The following is a 17932-nucleotide window of genomic DNA, read 5'->3' on the forward strand; positions in this document are numbered from 1 at the left end:
CGGTTTCCTTCCATTCACCGGAAACGTCCGGTATTTCGATTCACCGTGAAAAATCCGGATGCACGAAATTTACGTATTGACTGTAAAACGAACCGGACGCACAATTCGGAAAACGGATCAGCCGTAAAAATCACTATATAAGGATACGGACTTGCTATCACTCGGAATAATGGAGACATTCGAGCCGCTATTAGCGGGCGCGAATCCCGGCTTGGCGGACGCTGCGGCGAATGAAATGGCCTTCTATTTCTCGGTCTTCGCCATAAGGCTTATGAACCCGGTCCAGTCTTTATACAGGATAGCGCTTAAGCTTTTGCTGCCCGAGCAGGTTTACGAATACGTGCTCGCACTCAAAGACGGCAACGACTTCGTGCCGAAGGTGGGGAGCGTGGGCTTCGGCCATCTCAGGCGTTTAAAGCCGATAAGCACGTGCTACGGCTACGACCGGGGACTGCCCGTGGACAGGTACTATATAGAGAATTTCCTTTCGGAAAATTCGGGATTCGTCAGGGGCAGGGTGCTCGAGATCGGGGACAACGAATATACGCTGAGGTTCGGCGGGAAGAACGTCGTAAAAAGCGATATACTCAACCTGGACAAGCGGGCCAACCCGGAGACCACGATCGAGGCGGACCTGACCTCGGCGCCCCACATCCCGGACAACTCGTTCGACTGCATAATATTCACGCAGACGCTCATGCTCATCTACGACATGCATTCGGTCATAAGGACGCTTAACAGGATACTCAAGCCCGGCGGAACTCTCCTCGCGACGCTAGGCGGCATAAGCAACACTTCAGGCATACACCCGTGGGAAAAGAACTGGTGCTGGCATTTCACGACAGTCTCCGCCGAGAAGCTGTTCGAAGAGGAATTCCCAAACGCCGAAATCGAGGTCCAGGGTTACGGTAACGTGCTCTCGGCGATCAGCCTCCTCCAGGGGCTTTCCTATTCCGAGCTGACCATGAAAGAGCTCGATTATTACGATCCCAATTACGAGGTCGTAGTGAGCGTCAGGGCGGTCAAGAAACCCGTAAGCTGAGACGGGGCTCGACGCGGGAGCGCGCGGCTCGTTTCGATTCCGAACGAAGACGAAGCTACTGCGCGGAATCCGCAGCATGCCCGTTTCCGAACGGCGGATTCGCATGTTCAGCATAAATACGATGACTGTATCCTGACCCGGCTTTATGTCCGTTGATCTGATGCACGAGCTGCTTCAGGTAATCTGAGCCCGAGTCCGCAATCCGGCTCCTGATGTTTTTCCATTCATCGATCGGGATATCTAAAAATATATCGACCACATCGGGATCGAACTGGGAGCCCGAGGCCTCGGTTATCCTCCGCACGGCTTCCTCGAACGGGAGGGCGTCCCTGTAGCTCCTTTTGGAGGTCATGGCGTCGAGCGCGTCAGCGACGGAAAATATCCGCGCGCCTAACGGTATCTCGTCCCCCGACAGACCCGCCGGATAGCCGAGCCCGTCGTATCTCTCGTGATGCGTGTGGACTATCGCAGCCGATTCCTCGAGGAAGTCTATGTTCTTGAGCAGCCTGTAGCCGAATTCAGGATGCTTCTTCATCAGCTTCCATTCCTCGTCGGTGAGCTTGCCCGGCTTAAGAAGTATGCTGTCGGGAATGCCGATCTTGCCTATGTCGTGCAGCAGAGCGCCTTTGGCCATCACGGACAGCTCATCGTCCGACAGGTTCGCGCGCTTCCCGAGATAGACCGCGTACTCGGTGACCCTGTACGAGTGATAGCCCGTTTCGTTCTCCCTGAGATCGAGCGCGAGTATCATCGCTTCGAGCGTCCCGAAATACGCGCGTACCAACTCGTTCTGCTGCTCCCTTATCTCCCGTGTCGCTTCCTCAACCCTCTCGTTGAGAGTCTCGTTGAATTTCTGCGTCTGATGGAGGAGATCGAGGTTGCTCCTGTGCGTGTCGTCGATCGTCTGCAGCATCTCGTTGAATGAGCCCGCCAGCGTGCAAATCTCGTCCGTTTTCTCCGGATTCTCGATCCTGTAGGAATAATCGCCTTTCTTGACGGTCTTCGTCGCCGTTATCAGGCGCTCTATCGGTTTCGTGATCCTGGAGGGGAAGAGAAACGTTATTATTCCGCCGAAGACAATCGCCACGCCCGATATGATAAGCGTGTACGTGTAGTTGAATTTCATCTGCTCGTCCACGATCGTTACGGCGCGGTCGACTATTTCTTTTCCGAAGCCGGGCTCCGAATGTATTTGACTGTCGGGAGTGGAGAACAATTTATACAGCGTGGAATAGCGCCCCTGGAGATTCAAAGCCGATTCGTTCAGTTTGTAAACGTTGAACAGAAAAAGGCCCCCGATTATCAACATGAGTAGGAGCATGAGGCCGAACCCGAGTCTGATCTGCTTACTGAGCTTCAATTAACCTGTTACCCGACACCTTTTCGAAAGTAAGAAAAAATAATTCTACCCTATAATGTCCCGGTCGCAGACTAAAATTTCACCGGACGAAATATTTCCTTGTTATGACATAATTCCGGGAAGGCATTACAAGAGGAAAAAGGCGGGGATGATGACGGTTAGCGATGTGAAATTCGGCAGCGCTCGGAAAGAAGCTCTACAAGAGGAGATGGAGAATCCGGACGTAACGTTCTATTAGAGAATTATTTGCGCCTCTTTTAATACCTCCCTGCCCGGCTAAAAAGCATGACCGGAGAATACGCGGCGTAACCGCTTGAATATATTATCTGCCCGGGGCCGGACTCGAACCGGCACGGGTACAGACCCGAGGGATTTTAAGTCCCTTGCGTCTACCTGTTCCGCCACCCGGGCCATTCAACGACTGCCTGGAAATAATAACAGGACGGGAATGTATTTTACAGCCTCCTGCATATCGTTCAATAGGGGGGCTGCGGGAATGCAGACGGTCGGTTCACAGCGGCGGCAGAAAAAGAAGTGTCATTGCGAGGAGCAACGATTGCGAGCAAGTGAGCAATCGGACGCCTTCAGCAAAAGGCAATTGAGTTCCCAAATAGTGGAATAACGTGAAAAAAAATCGTGCGACGCGGCAATCTCATGAATAAAGCGAGATCGCCACGGCTCTTCCGCGCAAGGCTACCGTCTTCGCTAAGGATGCGCCGGATCACCCTACGGCTCAAAGCCTTCGGGCGCGTGCCGCAAGCAGCACGAACGGGCTTTTATCGCGGCTGGCCTGTCCTGAACTTGTTTCAGGAAAGCCGCTCCTGCAATGTTTGTCATTGCGGTCCTTCGATGAACTCAGGATAAACTCCGCGCGGCAATCTCGCATTTTTCTTTTTGTCATTCCCGAGCGCCTTTATCGGGAATCTCGTATCCATCTAACAGATTTACAAGGTACCCCCTCACCCTCCCCCTCTCTCATCCGCTGGAGGTAGCGCACTCTGAGGAGCCCCCTCTGCCAGAGGTTATCTTGCGGGTCGGGCTCGCCGGAACGTCTTGCATACAGCTTGATTTTGTTCAAACTCAATTATCGGCCGCAACCTCCGATCATGTTGTTGCATTCAATATAGATATATGTAAAGTTATCAATATATCTCCTACAGGTTTCCCTTTTCGGTCAAGTAGTGCGTTATACTGCAATCGGATGCGGAGCGATAAAAAATATGGTTCTCGGCTTTGTTTTCTGAAGGCTAAGTTTTTCACGCCCGTCTTATTTCTTTTTATGTTTTACCCCCTTAACTCACCGGCCGACGAAAAGTATGACTGGAAGAGTGATTGGTCGCTTACAGAGAACTTCGAAATTAGCATAGACACGGAAGGGTATCGGTTCCCAACGGCAATAGCGTTCGTCCCGAACCCGGGATATGGGCCGAAGGACCCTCTATACTTCGTAACCGAGCTTAGGGGAAAGGTTAAGGTCGTCACTAACGACAGGACGGTTTATACGTTTGCCGAGGATTTCTTCAAATTGAAGCCCGGCGAGGAGCTGCCCGCAATGTCCGGCGAGAGCGGGCTTGCGGGAATATGTCTCGACCCCGCAAACGGTTACGTCTTCGTAACGTTCGCCTATCATGACGAGAATAACATTTTGAGAAATAATATTATAAGGTTTCAGTCGAAACCCGGTACATTTTCTTTAACACCGACCTCGCAGTTAGCGTTTACCGATATATTCTCATCTGAAATTTCGAGTGTGTCCCATCAGATCGGCCCTTGTCAGGTATATGATAATACGCTTTATGTAAACGTTGGTAACGCTATGATTGATAGCAAGAGTCAAGATATAAATTCTCTATTGGGAAAAATTATTCGCATGGATCTGGACGGAGAGCCTGTAAGAAGCAACCCGTTCTATACCGACGACGATACCAATAAAGCCAGGAATTATGTATGGGCTTACGGCTTCAGAAATCCTTTCGGGCTCAATATTTTGAACGGCCGGGTATTTGTAGCGGATAACGGCCTTGCAGTGGACAGATTCCTTGAGGTAGGTAAAAACGGCAACTACCTGTGGGACGGTTCCGATGAAAGTATTGCTACGAACGCGGACTTTGTAATCGTACCTGGAGTCGGAGTGACCCAAATGACTTATGTCCCTGAGGATCTGAATATATTCCCCGAAGAGCATAGGGGGAAGTTTTACCTCAATCGATCCGGCTCCCCCGTGGACGATCTTACAAAATATAAAAATATAGGGGGCAGGAGCATCATTTCGATCAATTACGACTTTGAGAATAACAGGCTCGTTAGTACGCCAGGCACATTTCTAAAGTACAGGGGCAAGACTTCTCAGACCCTTGCAGGACTTGCGGCCGGTCCCGACGGTCTTTACTTCGTTCCCATAATGCCGTTCGCAGACGGCAGGAGCGCGGTATTGAAAGTCACCTACGACCCTGAAAATAAGCACCCGTATACGCTAAAGAACGAGACGGACGCCCAGGCGCTTCTCGGCCGATACGGCTGCTACGGATGTCATATGCGTAACGAGGTCGGTTGGGGTTCCTCGGGTCCCAGGCTCGACAGAGACCTGCTGGTTAAGAGGGTAAGCGACAGGCTATCATCCGAAAAATATATAGACAGCGTGAAAAAGCTCGACGAGCTCGATATAGAGCCGTACAAAAGCTACAGGAACGCAAGACATGAAGTTCTCAATGACCGGGGCGAGGACCGGATAAAGACCTGGGTGCGGTACCACATAATGGAACCCAGGTTCGACAACCCAAATTCGCAGATGCCCAATCTCGGGATAAAGGAAAATGAAGCTCAATTAATGACCGATTATCTCGTCGATGAGCAGATCGATCTGAAGAAGACCGGTTGGAAAATTCTCGTCGAGCTTATCCCAAGATTGAAATACAGATATCTGGTCTATTCCTTTTTGCTCGGGATCGTTTTTACGTTACTGATTGCGGGCTCGTACGCTTACATACGCAGAAAGAAGCCGGGCCGCGGATAAGCTATTTAACAGAGCGTACAACACTGCCGCACATGATTTCAATCAATCGTGCGCGGCTCGCACACGAAGATCGGGATGTCCCTGGTTGTGCGCTTTCTGTAATCGGCGTAAGGAGGGAAGTATTGGTCGCAGACCGGCCAGAGCACGGGCTTCTCGTCGGGTGTAGCCAGGCGGGCCCGGAGCATCATGCTGCGGCCGCGGTGACGCACAACTATATCGGGATACTTTACGATGTTGTGATACCAGACAGGGTTGCTCGGGGCGCCGCCCAGCGACGCGACCAGCAGCACGCTGTCCCGGTAAGGGAGGTACATAAGCGGCAGCGTCAATGTACGGCCGCTTTTCGCCCCCTTCATCGTGACGAAGCAAATCTCCCTGCCTCCGAAACTGTTGAAAAGGCGGCCGCCCGACAGGCGGTTCAGAAACACTTGCATGCGCGCGAAGGTCTTGACTATCCAATGCGGGAATTGCGCGCCCGATGATGCGGAAGCGGGTTCAGCCGTCATATTGGGCCTCCTGTGTTTGGTGGAGAATGAAGCAAAGCCGCCCCCTTGCGTCTACCTATACATCACACGGGCTACCGATAATTCCGCCTTCCAGGAATGCATGTAAATAATAACAGGACGGGAATGTATTTTACAGCCCAGGCTTATCGTTCAATAGGGGGGGGTTGCGGAGGTATTTTTTTCGAATCTGTCTATCTATAATGGGAATGTAATTGTTATAGAATAATATTAAGCGTCAGATCCAAAACTAAAATTATGCTGGAAAGATTGACCTTCTATTGTATTAAATACGACTGTGAATTTGTAATTAGAGTTTCGTCTTAGCTCGTGTAGTAATTTACCTAATTGATTTTCTCGCAAATGTCTATTAGAGCTTAAATCAAACGATTGAGAATCAAAATCTATTCTTACTATCGGTCGTTTTCCTACCTCAATTTCCAAGGGAATGAATCTAAACTCCATTTCGCTTTTCTGCTGGTCTGAGGATAGTTTTCGATGACGCTTACCTGTCCAATAATTCATATTATTTACAGTTAAAATATCAGTATCAGAACTAAGTGATACTTTATTAATTGCTATTGCACGAGACCCTTTATTATGAATTGAGAAATCTAAAGATAATCGAAAAAATTGTTCATGTTGCCCAATTTGGTTAAAAATAGGTTCGTTTGAAATCTTGTGAACCTCGATATCATATTCTAGTTCTAAGCCTTTTCGTTCTGCATACATTTCATCAAGGTCGAGTCTCGATGCAGAATTAATTGAACCATCCTTTCTAACTGGTATGTAGTTCTGACAGTATTTATACTTACCAACTACATATGGCTTATTCTTAGTATTGGGAATTTTAATTACACTCAATATATTTTTCTCATTGTTATAAGCAAGTTCCACTTCCTCTATTTCACAATCCGGTTCTGGATTTACATATTTTCTTAAAAGTCCTGATATTTCACTTTTATCATTCAACCCACTTTCTTTAAAAGGTGAATTCGTAATTGCTCCGTTTTTTTCATTAATCCCAATAATTAAATAACCTTCTAGTCCAATTGTATTGGCAATAGCAGAAACATCTCTGCAGAAATTCATTCTTTGATCGGCATCTTTTAAGTCGTACCATTTACTCTTTAACTCCAGCTTTTTATTTTCAACTGTCCCACCATCTTTAATACGTAAGAATAATTTTTGAAGTTCTTTTTCACCGTATGGCATTGATATCTTCTCTATATTTAATTTTTATACAGTATAAAAAATAATCAGTGTAGTAAGCAAGTGTATGTTAAGTTCGGGTAGCAGATAAAGCAAGAACCTGTGAATAGGGGGAGTATTTAATCACTTGGTCCCTCCCTCAACTGCTGGAGGTAACGCACTCTCAGGAGCCGCCTCTGCCAGAGGTTATCTTGCGGATCGGGCTCGCCGGGTTTGCCTAACTTCTGCGCTTCCTTGTCGAACTCCTTCCTCTCCCGAGGTGTGAGCGATTGAAAATGCTCGGACGCTTCGAGCATCGTTACCTTGTTATCGTCCTCATAATCGTCTGGAGCGGGAAAAGACGAAGAAGCGCGAGCTTCTTCATGCGCGCGTTTTTGTTTTTTGCGCGCTTCTGTTTTTACTGTGTGTTCCTTCCCTGTGTTTCCTTCAACTGTGTATTCCTTAGTGTTCATATTTTGAACATCCGGTTGTTCATTATCTGAACAGGGGTGTTCATATTCTGAACAGGTGGGTGACGTTTTGTTCACCCTCCCTTCCTCTTCCGAAACGGCGAAGTTAGACGAAACTAAGTCATCGCTGTTTTGCATGAGATTGCCGCGGTCGCTTCCGGCTTCGCCATCCTCCTTCGCTAAAGCTTCGGAGGATAAAAGGCTGCGCCGGGATAAAGCGCTCCCTCGCAAATACAGGTTATAGGCAGGCTCGCCATTCTTATATCTCGCCTTCGCTTCTTCGATTATCCGACAGAGATCCTTTGAGACAAAGTAGTTATGCGAACGTCCGGGAACCGGACTTCTGCATATAAGACCTAAATTTACGAGATTGTTGATAGCCTTATAGGCGGTGTTTCTCGATCCGAAACCGCAGTCGCGGCATATCCGCTCGACGGACGGGAACGACCTGCCCGCCCTGTCGGCGCGCCTCATGAAATATATGAGGACGAGCTTCTCGTTAGCCGTGAGCTTGAGATCGAACACCAGATCGGGGACCTGGAAGTATCCTCCGCTGAACTCAACCGGGCCCTCCCCGGGACCCGCACCGTACTTATTCAAGACACTGATCCCCGGACACTCCTCCCTGCTCCGGGTTTAAAACCCCCATCACTCCACATAATCTCTCCGCCGCTCATCGCCCGAAGGCAAAAAAAAGACGGAGATATACATACATTCGCCCGCAGACGTATCGGGCACAGTACGTATATTCCCGTCTATAAAGCCCTCGCTCCCTTAGTAGGGAGGAGTAAGTGAATAATTTCAGCGTAATTACAGAAAAAACCCCGCCTGAGCAACTGTATATTCAGAGGTTAACCCAAGGTGAGATTTTGCACAAGGGACTTTTTTTTGGAGGCGGCGCCCGGATTCGAACCGGGGCATTGCGGTTTTGCAGACCGCTGCCTTACCACTTGGCTACGCCGCCTTTTATTACAAAAGAGACTTGTTATTATGAACGACGATTCCGTTTTTTCAAGCCGGACGAAGACACCCTACACGCACATCTGTCCCTTGAATATCGTGACCGCCTTGCCTAAGAGCTTCACCCTCTCGCCCAGGACACGGACGCCTATCACTCCACCGCGGTCTGAGGCTTGGTATGCGAGGAACTCCGATTTCCCGAGCTTCCTCTCCCAGTAAGGGCCTAAACAGCAGTACGCCGAGCCTGTGGCGGGGTCCTCGTTTATTCCCGATGCAGGGCCGAAGAAGCGTGCGACGAAATCGTATTCGGGTATATCGGACGAGGACGTGACAATCACACCCCTCACGGGAATAGTACCGAGTAGCTGGAAGTCGGGCTTAATCGCCCTCACCTCTTCAGCCGTCCCGACTTCAACGAGATAATCGAGCCTGTTCCTCCCGACGTAGAGTGGCTTCACTCCGAGAGACTCGATCAATGCAGGAGGCGCATCGGCCTGTTTTTCAGGTTCGGAGGGGAAATCGAGCTCTATCATGTCCCCGTTCATAACAGCCGTGAGCGTGCCGCTGAGAGTGTAGAATTCGATCCCCTGTCCTCGCGGGACGAGTCCCGATTCCCACAATATATGCGCGCTCGCGAGAGTCGCGTGGCCGCATATCTCGACCTCGACAGCGGGCGTGAACCAGCGGAGATTGTAGCCGCCCTTGTCCGCGTAGAGAAACGCGGTTTCGGAGACGTTCATCTCGCGGGCGACCTTCTGCATCCATTCGGCGTCGGCGGGACCCGGGAGCAGGCACACCCCCGCCGGGTTGCCCCCGAAGGGCCTGTCCGTAAACGCGTCGGCCTTATATATCTCTATAGCCATTACCGCTTCGCTCCTTCTTCAATCTCCGGCGCCGGGACGGCGTCATTCTGCCGTTCCGGAGAATCTAAATATATATTGCGCGTATCCCGGTGACAATTTACACTTTATTATGAGGAGATGACTCCGGCTGCGCCGTTATGCGGAATATTTGACATTTTCCCGCGTTTCTTTATTGTTATATGCGCTTTTTTGAATTTTTTGGCTGATTAAACAGTATTACCGCCTGGATCCCCGCGGGGACCGGGACGGAGGAAGAGTTAAAAATGACAAAGAAGGGACGGAACTCAGGCCGTACCCCGAATAATGTGAACGAGCCAAGCCAGTAGAGGACTGTTACGTCCCCGATCTGGCTTTTTTTATGAGAAGGCGGAGCGAATGAGAAAAATTACAGCGCCGGTAATACGATCGATGAAGGAGGAGGGGCGGAAGATAGTCATGGTCACGGCCTACGACGCGGCCACGGCCGGGATGGTGGACGAAGCGGGCGTGGATATTGTGCTCGTGGGGGATTCTTTAGGGAACGTCGTCCAGGGACAGCCGAACACTCTGCCCGTGACCATAGAAGACATGATCTATCACACGAGGATAGTGTCGCGGGGATTAAGGAACGCCCACCTCTCGGCCGACATGCCGTTCATGTCGTACCAGGCGTCCAGGGAAGACGCGCTCAGGAACGCGGGCAGGCTCATCAAGGAGGCGGGGGCGGAATCGGTCAAGCTGGAGATAAACGAAGACTACGTGGAAACGCTTTACGCGATAAACAAAGCCGGGATTCCGGTCATGGGGCACATAGGGCTCTGCCCGCAGTCGGTGCTGGAGATGGGGGGATACAGGGTGCAGGGGAGAGGCAGGAGGGAGGCGAGGAGGCTCGTCGATCTCGCGAAGGGCGTAGAGAGCGCGGGCGCGTTCTCGCTCGTGCTCGAGAGCATACCCAGGTCGCTCGCCCGGGAGATCACGGACTCCGTAAAGATACCGACGATCGGCATAGGAGCGGGGCCCGGATGCGACGGCCAGGTGCTCGTCATAAACGACCTTCTCGGGCTCTCGCCCGAGCCCACGCCCAAGTTCGTTAAGAAGTATGCGAACCTTAGGGAGGTCGTTGGAAAATCTACGAAGGCGTTCATAGAAGACGTGAGGTCGGGGGCGTTCCCCGGAGAGGAACATTCGTATGACTGAACGAGGGACCGTGAAAGTCGTGAACGGCATTGAAGAAATGCAGTCGCTCTCGAACTCTTTGAGGAGGGAAGGCAAAACTATCGCGTTCGTACCTACAATGGGAGCCCTCCACGAAGGGCATCTCAGCCTCATGAGGGAAGGGAAGCGGCACGGGGACGTGCTCGTCGCGAGCGTCTTCGTTAACCCCGCCCAGTTCGGAAGGGGCGAGGACTTTCAAAGCTATACGCGGGACACCGAAGGCGACCTTAAAAAGATGGAGTCGGCCGGAGCGGACATAGCCTTTTTCCCCCGCGCTGACGAGATATACCCGCCCGGATACGAAACTTACGTAGAAGTAACGGAGCTCGAGAAGCCTCTCTGCGGGAGGTTCCGTCCGGGGCATTTCAGGGGGGTCGCGACGGTGGTACTCAAGCTGTTCAACATCGTTAAGCCCGACGCGGCGATATTCGGGCAGAAGGACTATCAGCAGCTCCAGATAATAAAGAAAATGGTGAAGGATTTAAATCTCGAAGTAAGCATAATCGGGATGCCGATAGTCAGGGAAGAGAGCGGGCTCGCCATGAGCTCGAGGAATGCGTACCTGTCGCCCGAAGAGAGGGAGCGGGCCGCGAACCTTTCGCTCGCGCTCGGACGTATAAAAAAGAGCTTCGATGAGGGGGAAAGAGACGCGGCCAGGCTCGCGGGAGAGGGATACTGCGTGTTAGCGGGAGCGTCAATAGGCGAAGTGGACTACCTCGAAATAAGGGACGGACAGACGCTCGGGGAGAAGCTGCTCGCTTCCCCGGGGGACGTCGCTGCGCTCGCAGTGCGCATAGGCGGGGCGAGACTCATAGACAATACGGTGCTTTAAACCATATTTACCGAGAGGGGGAATTGTAATGCACAGGACTCTGCTAAAATCGAAAGTACACCGCGTGACGGTGACCGACGCGAACGTCGAATACGAGGGGAGCATCACGGTCGACCGTGACCTCATGGACGCGGCCGACTTCCATCACTACGAGCAGGTGCACATATTCAACGTATCGAACGGCCACAGGTTCGTCACATACGTGATCGAAGGCGAGCGCGGCTCGGGCGATATATGCGTCAACGGAGCCGCTGCCCATCTCGCCAAAAAAGGGGACTGTCTCATCGTCGCGAGCTTCGCCTCTTACTGCGAGAGCGAGTGCAAAGCGCACGTCCCGAAGCTCGTGTACGTGGACGGATGCAACAGGATATCGAGGATCGGACCCGAGCAGAATAAGTTAAAGGTAGCCAAGAGTTGAGCCGCCCGGAGATACCGCGGGATACCGCTTTCGAGCGCGGGAATTTGCACTTATACTTACCCGGGCCGGCGCCCGCAGTGACCGTGTCCGCCCCTATGTACCGGTTTTGCGGGAATTTTCATAAAATCAGAAGCTTATCGGCATGAATTACATCATAAATATTGACAGAACCCATTCTGGAGGTTATAAATGTTAGCTAGTATTAAAGGAGGAGAAAGGATACAGGATTCGTATTCCGCGGATCCTTCTATATTACTTCTAATAAAAATAACTTCACATCCTTCTCAAGCGGAGAAAATAATATGAAAGCTGTAATACTCGCAGCTGGTAGAGGTAAAAGGCTTTATCCTTACACGAAATATATACCGAAATGCCTGCTCGATATCGGCGGCGAGACCATCCTTGAGCACCAGATCAACCACCTGCGCGACTGCGGTATAGACGAAGTCGTGATCGTGGTCGGGTTCGGATTCGAAAAGGTCGAGAATTTCCTGAGGAATTACGACGGGCTGGGGATGCGGATAAAGACACTGTATAACCCTTTTTATCAAACTACAAACAGCCTCATATCCCTCTGGATAGCGAGGGGGGAGATGGACGACGACATAGTCGTGATGAACGGGGACGACGTCTTCGAAATAGAAGTCCTGGAGCAGGCGCTCCGGATGAGGGACGAGAAGATATGCCTCCCGATCAAGCGGAAATCGAGTTATGAAGACGAAGACATGAAGGTCGTGATAAAGGAGACCAAGATCGTCGACATAAGCAAGACGCTCACGAACAGGGCTTCGGCGGAGTCGGTAGGCGTGAGGGTGTTCAGGGACACGGGCGTCGAGCTCATGAAAAGGGCTATCGAGGAGGAGATGAGGACGGTAGGGGCCGAGAACAAGTGGTACATATCGGCCATACACAGGCTTATCAAGAAAGGGTACAAGGTAAAATCGCTCGACATCAACGACCTCTTCTGGATGGACGTCGACTACCCGAGCGACCTGTTCAAGGCGAGATTCAATTCGAACAAGTTTATAAAGAAATCTTATCAGGAAAGGGTCCTAAGAGTTGTAGAAACAAGCTGAGAAAATGGACCATGCAATAGTCGTTGCCGCTGGTACTGGTATAGAAGAAGAGAAGCTAAGCGTTCATGGAAAGACCGTATTCGGCTCACTTCCGCAAATCAAGCGCCTCATAATCACAGCCCAGAGAGCCGGGATCAAAAGATTCACGGTAATCACGGAAAAGGGCGACTCTTCTTTAAAAGACCTCTTATCGGGCGATAAGCGCATAGAAAGCGATATAAGCTGGCATTCCCTCGGGTCGGAGATAACCCTCGGTCCCGCCCAGTCCCTTATTCTTCAATCGAACCTCATAACGACCCCCCGCGGGCTCGTGAATTTCATGGAGTCCGGGTGCGGCTCGGACGAGATAGCCGTGCTTGTGGACTCCCGGGACGACGCCTGGGTGAGAGCCGACGGCGATGAAATATCGGAGGTATTTTCAAGCGGAGGGAAAGCCGTAGGCGCATTTATAGCGTCCGGCAGGCTGCTCGAAAAATCCATCATGGACTCGATGTCCGTAAGGACATTCGTCCAGGAGCACATAGGCAGGGAGAAGGTCAGGCTCAGGAAGTTCTCGGACTCTTACTGGATGAGGCTCGATTCGGGCAGCGACAGCGCCGAGAGAGCCGAGGACCTTATATTCGCCCACGTCGGCAAGACCGCGACGGGCTGGCTGTCGAGGAACATCAACAGCAAGCTCTCCCTCCCGACGAGCAGGCTCCTCGTCAAGACCCCCCTCACGCCCAACATGATAAGCGTGCTGATAAACGTGATCGGCATGATGTGCGGCGTGTTCTACGCGATAGGCCACCCTGTGTGGGGGGCGCTCTGCATGCAGGCGGCGACGATTCTCGACCGCTGCGACGGGGAAGTGGCCCGCGTCAAGCTCATGGAAACGCACAGAGGGCAGTGGGTGGACACGATATCCGACCAGGTGACGGTCCTCTCGTTTATGCTGGGCGTCCCCATCGGGTACTACGTCATTTCTAAGAGCCCTGTCGCGATAATACTGGGCGCAATAAACGTATCCATATTCATATTTTTCGTAGTTTGGTCGTTCTACTTCCTCAAGAAATATACGAATTCGGGCAGCCTTGTAACCTATTTCGATGTCGATAAACTGGTCGAAGGGCAGAAGACGTCTCTCGCGCGGAGGCTCATCAAGATCATACGCCCCATGGGCAGGAGAAATTTCTATTCGCTCGCGTTCCTCGTCATCGCGATAGTAGGCGGTTACCCCTGGCTGCTCGGCATCACGACAGCCGCGATGGCGGTGTTCTTGATCCACCAGCTCGAAGATATGATAAAATTACGCAGGGTCGATCCGAAAACGAGCAACTTAAAATAATCTCTCGCAGGAAGGTTATTAAGATGGCAGATCCGAATCAGGGCGATACGAAGAAAAACGGAAACGGCAGCAAGTTCCAGGCGGATTACGAAGTGAAGGAGTATATGCCGGGGCTTATGACCCTGATAATCAAGTTCGTTGAAAAAACGAACGTCCTTTTCGCCAAAAACGGGAACCTCCCGATATACGAAAAGAAGACGTTCCCTTGGGTCGCCGAGGTCGAGAAGGAATGGAAAACGATTAGGTCGGAGCTCGACAGGGTAATGGAGAGGAGAGAGGAGCTTCCGAGCTTCCACGAAATAATGCCCGAAGTTAGAACCATAACGACCGACAATATGTGGAAGACGTTCTTCCTGGCGGGCTACGGGCTCGAGAGCGACGAGAACGCGAAAAGGTGTCCCGAGACTACACGGATATTGAAAAAGATACCGGGCATGAAAACGGCGTTCTATTCGATCCTCGCCCCTAAAAAACACATCCCGGCGCACAAGGGCCCCTATAACGGCGTGCTCAGATATCATCTCGGCCTGATAGTGCCCGAGCCCAAGGAAATGTGCCGCATCCGCATCGAGGACAAGATCACGCACTGGGACGAGGGGGACAGCATTATATTTGACGACACGTTCGAGCACGAGGTCTGGAACGACACGAACGGCTTCAGGGCCGTACTGTTCGTCGACTTCGTGCGCCCGATAATGTTCCCCTTCAATCTGCTTAACGAATTCCTGATAAACGCCGCGTCTTTCGCCCCTCTGATAAAGGAGGCGGAGGTCAGGCACAAAGATTGGGAAAAGAAGTTCTATAAGAAGTAGCACGCGCAGCGCGCAGCTGAACCACCCGCAAGCCGCAGGAAGTTCACGGAATCACCCGCATCGGGCCGGCCGAAAGCCCTCTACGCTTCTCAGGGCCTCACAGGGTCCGAGACCCGTTGTCGGGGTTATTTTCCGGTGCCGCAATAATTATAAGCCGCACGGATGCAAGGGAAATTTATAATTAAAGTCCGGGCCGTCCGTCAGGGACTCTTGTTACACGGGAAGCGCCTGACAGGCGTCAGCACGGAGACCTGAACATATACTCTTGACAAACCCGTTAATGTACTTATCTTAATACACCTTTGCTTTTGATTTCATGTCGGCCGAAGGACGATTTATCCGCAACAGATTTCGCGGTGTGGTTAAGAGGGAGCTGAAAACCGGTCTTAATATTTAAACGATTATAGACGGTTAAGTAATCCACAAACGATCAAGGAGATCCCTTACTATCATGGCAAAGAGCAAAAAGGCACCCCCGAAGAAGAAAGTAACGAAGAAGCCGAAGAAAGAGAAGAAGGATTGGAGGGACGAAACAAAGAAGATGCTCCTCCAGATGCGTAAAGAGCTGCTCCTGGAAGTTACCCAGACCATGAGAGCGGAATCCGATCACCTGAAGTTCGACATCGGGGACTTCTACGACCACGCCTCGACCGACAGGGACCGCGAGCTCGCCCTCATGCTCGCCGACAGGGAAAGGGAAAAGCTCACACACGTCGACGACGCGCTCAAGAGGATCGAAACGGGCACGTACGGCATATGCGAGTCGTGCGAAGAGGAGATCGACAAGGAAAGGCTCGCTGCGATGCCGTTCACGAAACTCTGTCTTTCCTGCCAGGAAGACCTCGAGAGGCAGTAGCGCCGCCCGCGCTACCCGCGCAGCTTCGGCAGATTAACCCCGTAAGGCTTAACGACAGCGCCCTTCTCTGTAATAATGGAGGTTACGTTCGCTTCAGGCGTGACGTCGAACGCCGGGTTATAGACGCCGACCTCGGGCGCTATCCTCACGCCGGATATATGCGTGACTTCGAGCGGGCTCCTCTCCTCGATCGGGATAGATTCCCCTCCGGGGCATTCGAAGTCTATGGTCGACAGCGGGGCCGCGACATAAAAAGGGATATCGTGGGTTTTGGCGAGAACGGAGAGAGTGTACGTCCCTATCTTGTTGGCAACGTCCCCGTTCGCGGCTATCCGGTCAGCTCCTACTACGACCGCGTCGACCATACCCTTGCTCATTATGTAACCCGCCATGCTGTCTGTGATGAGCGATACCGGGATGCCGTCCCTCCGGAGCTCCCACGCGGTGAGACGCGCTCCCTGGAGGAAAGGCCTCGTCTCGGTGGCGATGACTTTTACCTTCTTTCCCTCCTCCAGGGCAGCCCTTATAACGCCGAGAGCGGTCCCGTAACCCCCGGTCGCGAGCGCGCCCGCGTTGCAGTGCGTGAGCACCGTGGAATTGTCCTTTATCAGCGGTGCTCCGCTCTTTCCGATCATTTTGCAGGTGTTGATATCTTCTTCGAGCATGAGCCGGGCTTCCCCGACAAGCCTTGACTTTAATTCCCCGACGTCCCCTCCCCTTTCCATGAGCACTCCGAGCATCCTCTTTACGGCCCAGGAAAGGTTGACCGCCGTGGGTCTCGTGGCGAGGATCACACCCGCGATCCTCTTCACCTCTGATATGAATTCACCCCTGTCGGTCGTCCGCAAGCCGACCGCGCCCAACGCTATGCCCATTCCCGCGGCGACCCCTATAGCGGGCGCGCCCCTTATGACCATGCGCCTTATCGCGTCCGCCACGTCCTCGTACGTCAAGCACTCGACGTAGACCTCCTCGCCGGGGAGCTTAGTCTGGTCTATCATCACCACCCTGTCTTCCTTCCACTCTATCGTCTTGAACGAGGACATGCCGTCACCCTTTAAAATCCGTTTTAAACACGCGCGTATCAGTTTACAGGAGCGGAGCGCTTAATCAATCGAGCCTGAACGCGAGTGCGACCCAGTCGCCCTCCCTCATCTCTTTATACAGCCTGAACCCGGCCTTTACGAGGTAGTCAACGGCCTCGTCCCTTCTGATGACCGGGATGCCTGAAACGACGAGCGTGCCCCCGGGAGCGAGCCTGGACTTGAATGCCTCTCTCATGTGATATATAGGCTCGAGGTATACGTTGGCGACTATAAGGTCGTAAACGCCGCGGGCGCTCTCGATATAGCCGCAGAAGAATTTTATCTTGCCGAGCACCCCGTTCCTCCGGGCGTTCTTCCTCGACTCGCTTATCGCAATGGGGTCGGTATCGAAGCCGGTAACGTTCCCTATGCCGAGCTTGTAGGCGGCTATGGAGAGAATTGCGCTCCCGCACCCGACGTCGAGCATGCTCTTCACGTTTCCGGTCCTGACCAGGGCCTCGATGAAAGCGATGCAGAGCCGCGTCGTCTCGTGGTGCCCCGTGCCGAAGGCGAGCGACGGGTTTATCTCGATCACCGTCTCGCCTTCCGAAGGCGCGTGCTCCTCCCAGGGAGGTATTATCACGACCTTCTCCCCTGCCCTTACCTTCGTGAGCAGGGTCTTCCAGACCTCCCAGCTCGAGCGGTCTATGTGCTCGACTTCCGGAGACCCTATCCCGGCCCCTTTCGCACCGTCGCCGAGCATGTCCGAATACTCTCTCAGGCCGTTCATCACCGATTCGAGGTCGGTCTCCATCGGGAAATACGCAGAAATCTCGCTCGTGCCGTCGGGCATTATGTCCTCGGCCACTCCCATGGAGCCCAGGCCCAGGAGGAAGTCCGAATAGAGTGAAGCCGTGTCCCCGGATGCCCTGAACCTTATCTGCGACAGTTTTAGCAAGTGTCCCCCCCGGACGATCGAATGATAGCCAA

At 52.4% G+C, this 17932-nt stretch carries 16 protein-coding genes and 2 tRNA genes; 9 read left to right on the forward strand and 9 right to left on the reverse strand.

The window, feature by feature from the left end; translation table 11 throughout:
- Positions 1-151 precede the first annotated feature (151 nt).
- Complete coding sequence (locus AB1598_07505) at positions 152-1042, forward strand: methyltransferase domain-containing protein (protein ID MEW6144851.1); 891 nt, start codon at positions 152-154, stop codon at positions 1040-1042.
- Between the two features lie 55 nt (positions 1043-1097).
- Here the strand turns inward: AB1598_07505 and AB1598_07510 are convergent, their stop codons facing one another.
- Positions 1098-2402, reverse strand: a complete 1305-nt coding sequence (locus AB1598_07510; protein MEW6144852.1) for an HD domain-containing phosphohydrolase — start codon at positions 2400-2402, stop codon at positions 1098-1100.
- 327 nt (positions 2403-2729) lie between these two features.
- Positions 2730-2813, reverse strand: a tRNA-Leu gene (locus AB1598_07515).
- Positions 2814-3429: 616 nt separating this feature from the next.
- On the opposite strand from AB1598_07515, the gene AB1598_07520 reads away from it, so the two are divergent.
- On the forward strand, positions 3430-5415 hold the full coding sequence (locus tag AB1598_07520) for a PQQ-dependent sugar dehydrogenase (GenBank protein ID MEW6144853.1): 1986 nt from the start codon (positions 3430-3432) through the stop codon (positions 5413-5415).
- Between the two features lie 38 nt (positions 5416-5453).
- Here the strand turns inward: AB1598_07520 and AB1598_07525 are convergent, their stop codons facing one another.
- From AB1598_07525 to AB1598_07545, 5 genes are all read right to left on the reverse strand, one after another.
- A complete protein-coding gene (locus AB1598_07525; protein MEW6144854.1) occupies positions 5454-5921 on the reverse strand; it encodes a nitroreductase/quinone reductase family protein in 468 nt (155 codons plus the stop codon).
- Between the two features lie 228 nt (positions 5922-6149).
- Positions 6150-7133 carry an ATP-binding protein gene (locus AB1598_07530; protein MEW6144855.1) on the reverse strand — a complete coding sequence of 328 codons (984 nt, stop codon included), beginning with the start codon at positions 7131-7133 and terminating at the stop codon, positions 6150-6152.
- Between the two features lie 116 nt (positions 7134-7249).
- Positions 7250-8179 (reverse strand): helix-turn-helix domain-containing protein, encoded by a 930-nt coding sequence (locus tag AB1598_07535; protein MEW6144856.1) that lies wholly within the window; start codon positions 8177-8179, stop codon positions 7250-7252.
- A 289-nt stretch (positions 8180-8468) separates the two neighbouring features.
- A tRNA-Cys gene (locus AB1598_07540) sits at positions 8469-8543 on the reverse strand.
- 67 nt (positions 8544-8610) lie between these two features.
- Positions 8611-9402 (reverse strand): PhzF family phenazine biosynthesis protein, encoded by a 792-nt coding sequence (locus AB1598_07545; protein MEW6144857.1) that lies wholly within the window; start codon positions 9400-9402, stop codon positions 8611-8613.
- Positions 9403-9777: 375 nt separating this feature from the next.
- Between AB1598_07545 and panB the strand changes: the two genes are divergently transcribed.
- The 7 genes from panB (at position 9778) to AB1598_07580 (ending at position 15917) form a co-directional block, all read left to right on the forward strand.
- A complete protein-coding gene (gene panB / locus AB1598_07550) occupies positions 9778-10578 on the forward strand; it encodes a 3-methyl-2-oxobutanoate hydroxymethyltransferase (protein MEW6144858.1) in 801 nt (266 codons plus the stop codon).
- Between the two features lie 10 nt (positions 10579-10588).
- Positions 10589-11428 (forward strand): pantoate--beta-alanine ligase, encoded by an 840-nt coding sequence (gene panC / locus AB1598_07555; GenBank protein ID MEW6144859.1) that lies wholly within the window; start codon positions 10589-10591, stop codon positions 11426-11428.
- 28 nt (positions 11429-11456) lie between these two features.
- On the forward strand, positions 11457-11846 hold the full coding sequence (panD, locus tag AB1598_07560; protein ID MEW6144860.1) for an aspartate 1-decarboxylase: 390 nt from the start codon (positions 11457-11459) through the stop codon (positions 11844-11846).
- A 302-nt stretch (positions 11847-12148) separates the two neighbouring features.
- Positions 12149-12922, forward strand: coding sequence for a phosphocholine cytidylyltransferase family protein (locus tag AB1598_07565; protein MEW6144861.1), 774 nt, complete (start codon positions 12149-12151; stop codon positions 12920-12922).
- 4 nt (positions 12923-12926) lie between these two features.
- On the forward strand, positions 12927-14249 hold the full coding sequence (locus tag AB1598_07570; GenBank protein MEW6144862.1) for a CDP-alcohol phosphatidyltransferase family protein: 1323 nt from the start codon (positions 12927-12929) through the stop codon (positions 14247-14249).
- Positions 14250-14272: 23 nt separating this feature from the next.
- Complete coding sequence (locus AB1598_07575) at positions 14273-15061, forward strand: aspartyl/asparaginyl beta-hydroxylase domain-containing protein (protein MEW6144863.1); 789 nt, start codon at positions 14273-14275, stop codon at positions 15059-15061.
- Positions 15062-15512: 451 nt separating this feature from the next.
- Positions 15513-15917, forward strand: a complete 405-nt coding sequence (locus tag AB1598_07580; GenBank protein ID MEW6144864.1) for a TraR/DksA C4-type zinc finger protein — start codon at positions 15513-15515, stop codon at positions 15915-15917.
- Positions 15918-15928: 11 nt separating this feature from the next.
- Here AB1598_07580 and mtnA read toward each other — a convergent pair whose 3' ends face one another.
- Both mtnA and AB1598_07590 read right to left on the reverse strand, forming a co-directional pair.
- Entirely contained in the window at positions 15929-16963 is a 1035-nt protein-coding gene (mtnA, locus tag AB1598_07585; protein MEW6144865.1) for an S-methyl-5-thioribose-1-phosphate isomerase, read from the reverse strand.
- Positions 16964-17027: 64 nt separating this feature from the next.
- A complete protein-coding gene (locus tag AB1598_07590) occupies positions 17028-17900 on the reverse strand; it encodes a 50S ribosomal protein L11 methyltransferase (GenBank protein ID MEW6144866.1) in 873 nt (290 codons plus the stop codon).
- Positions 17901-17932 lie beyond the last annotated feature (32 nt).

The organism is Thermodesulfobacteriota bacterium (genome assembly GCA_040754335.1).
GTDB lineage: Bacteria > Desulfobacterota_D > UBA1144 > Nemesobacterales > UBA2774 > 2-12-FULL-53-21.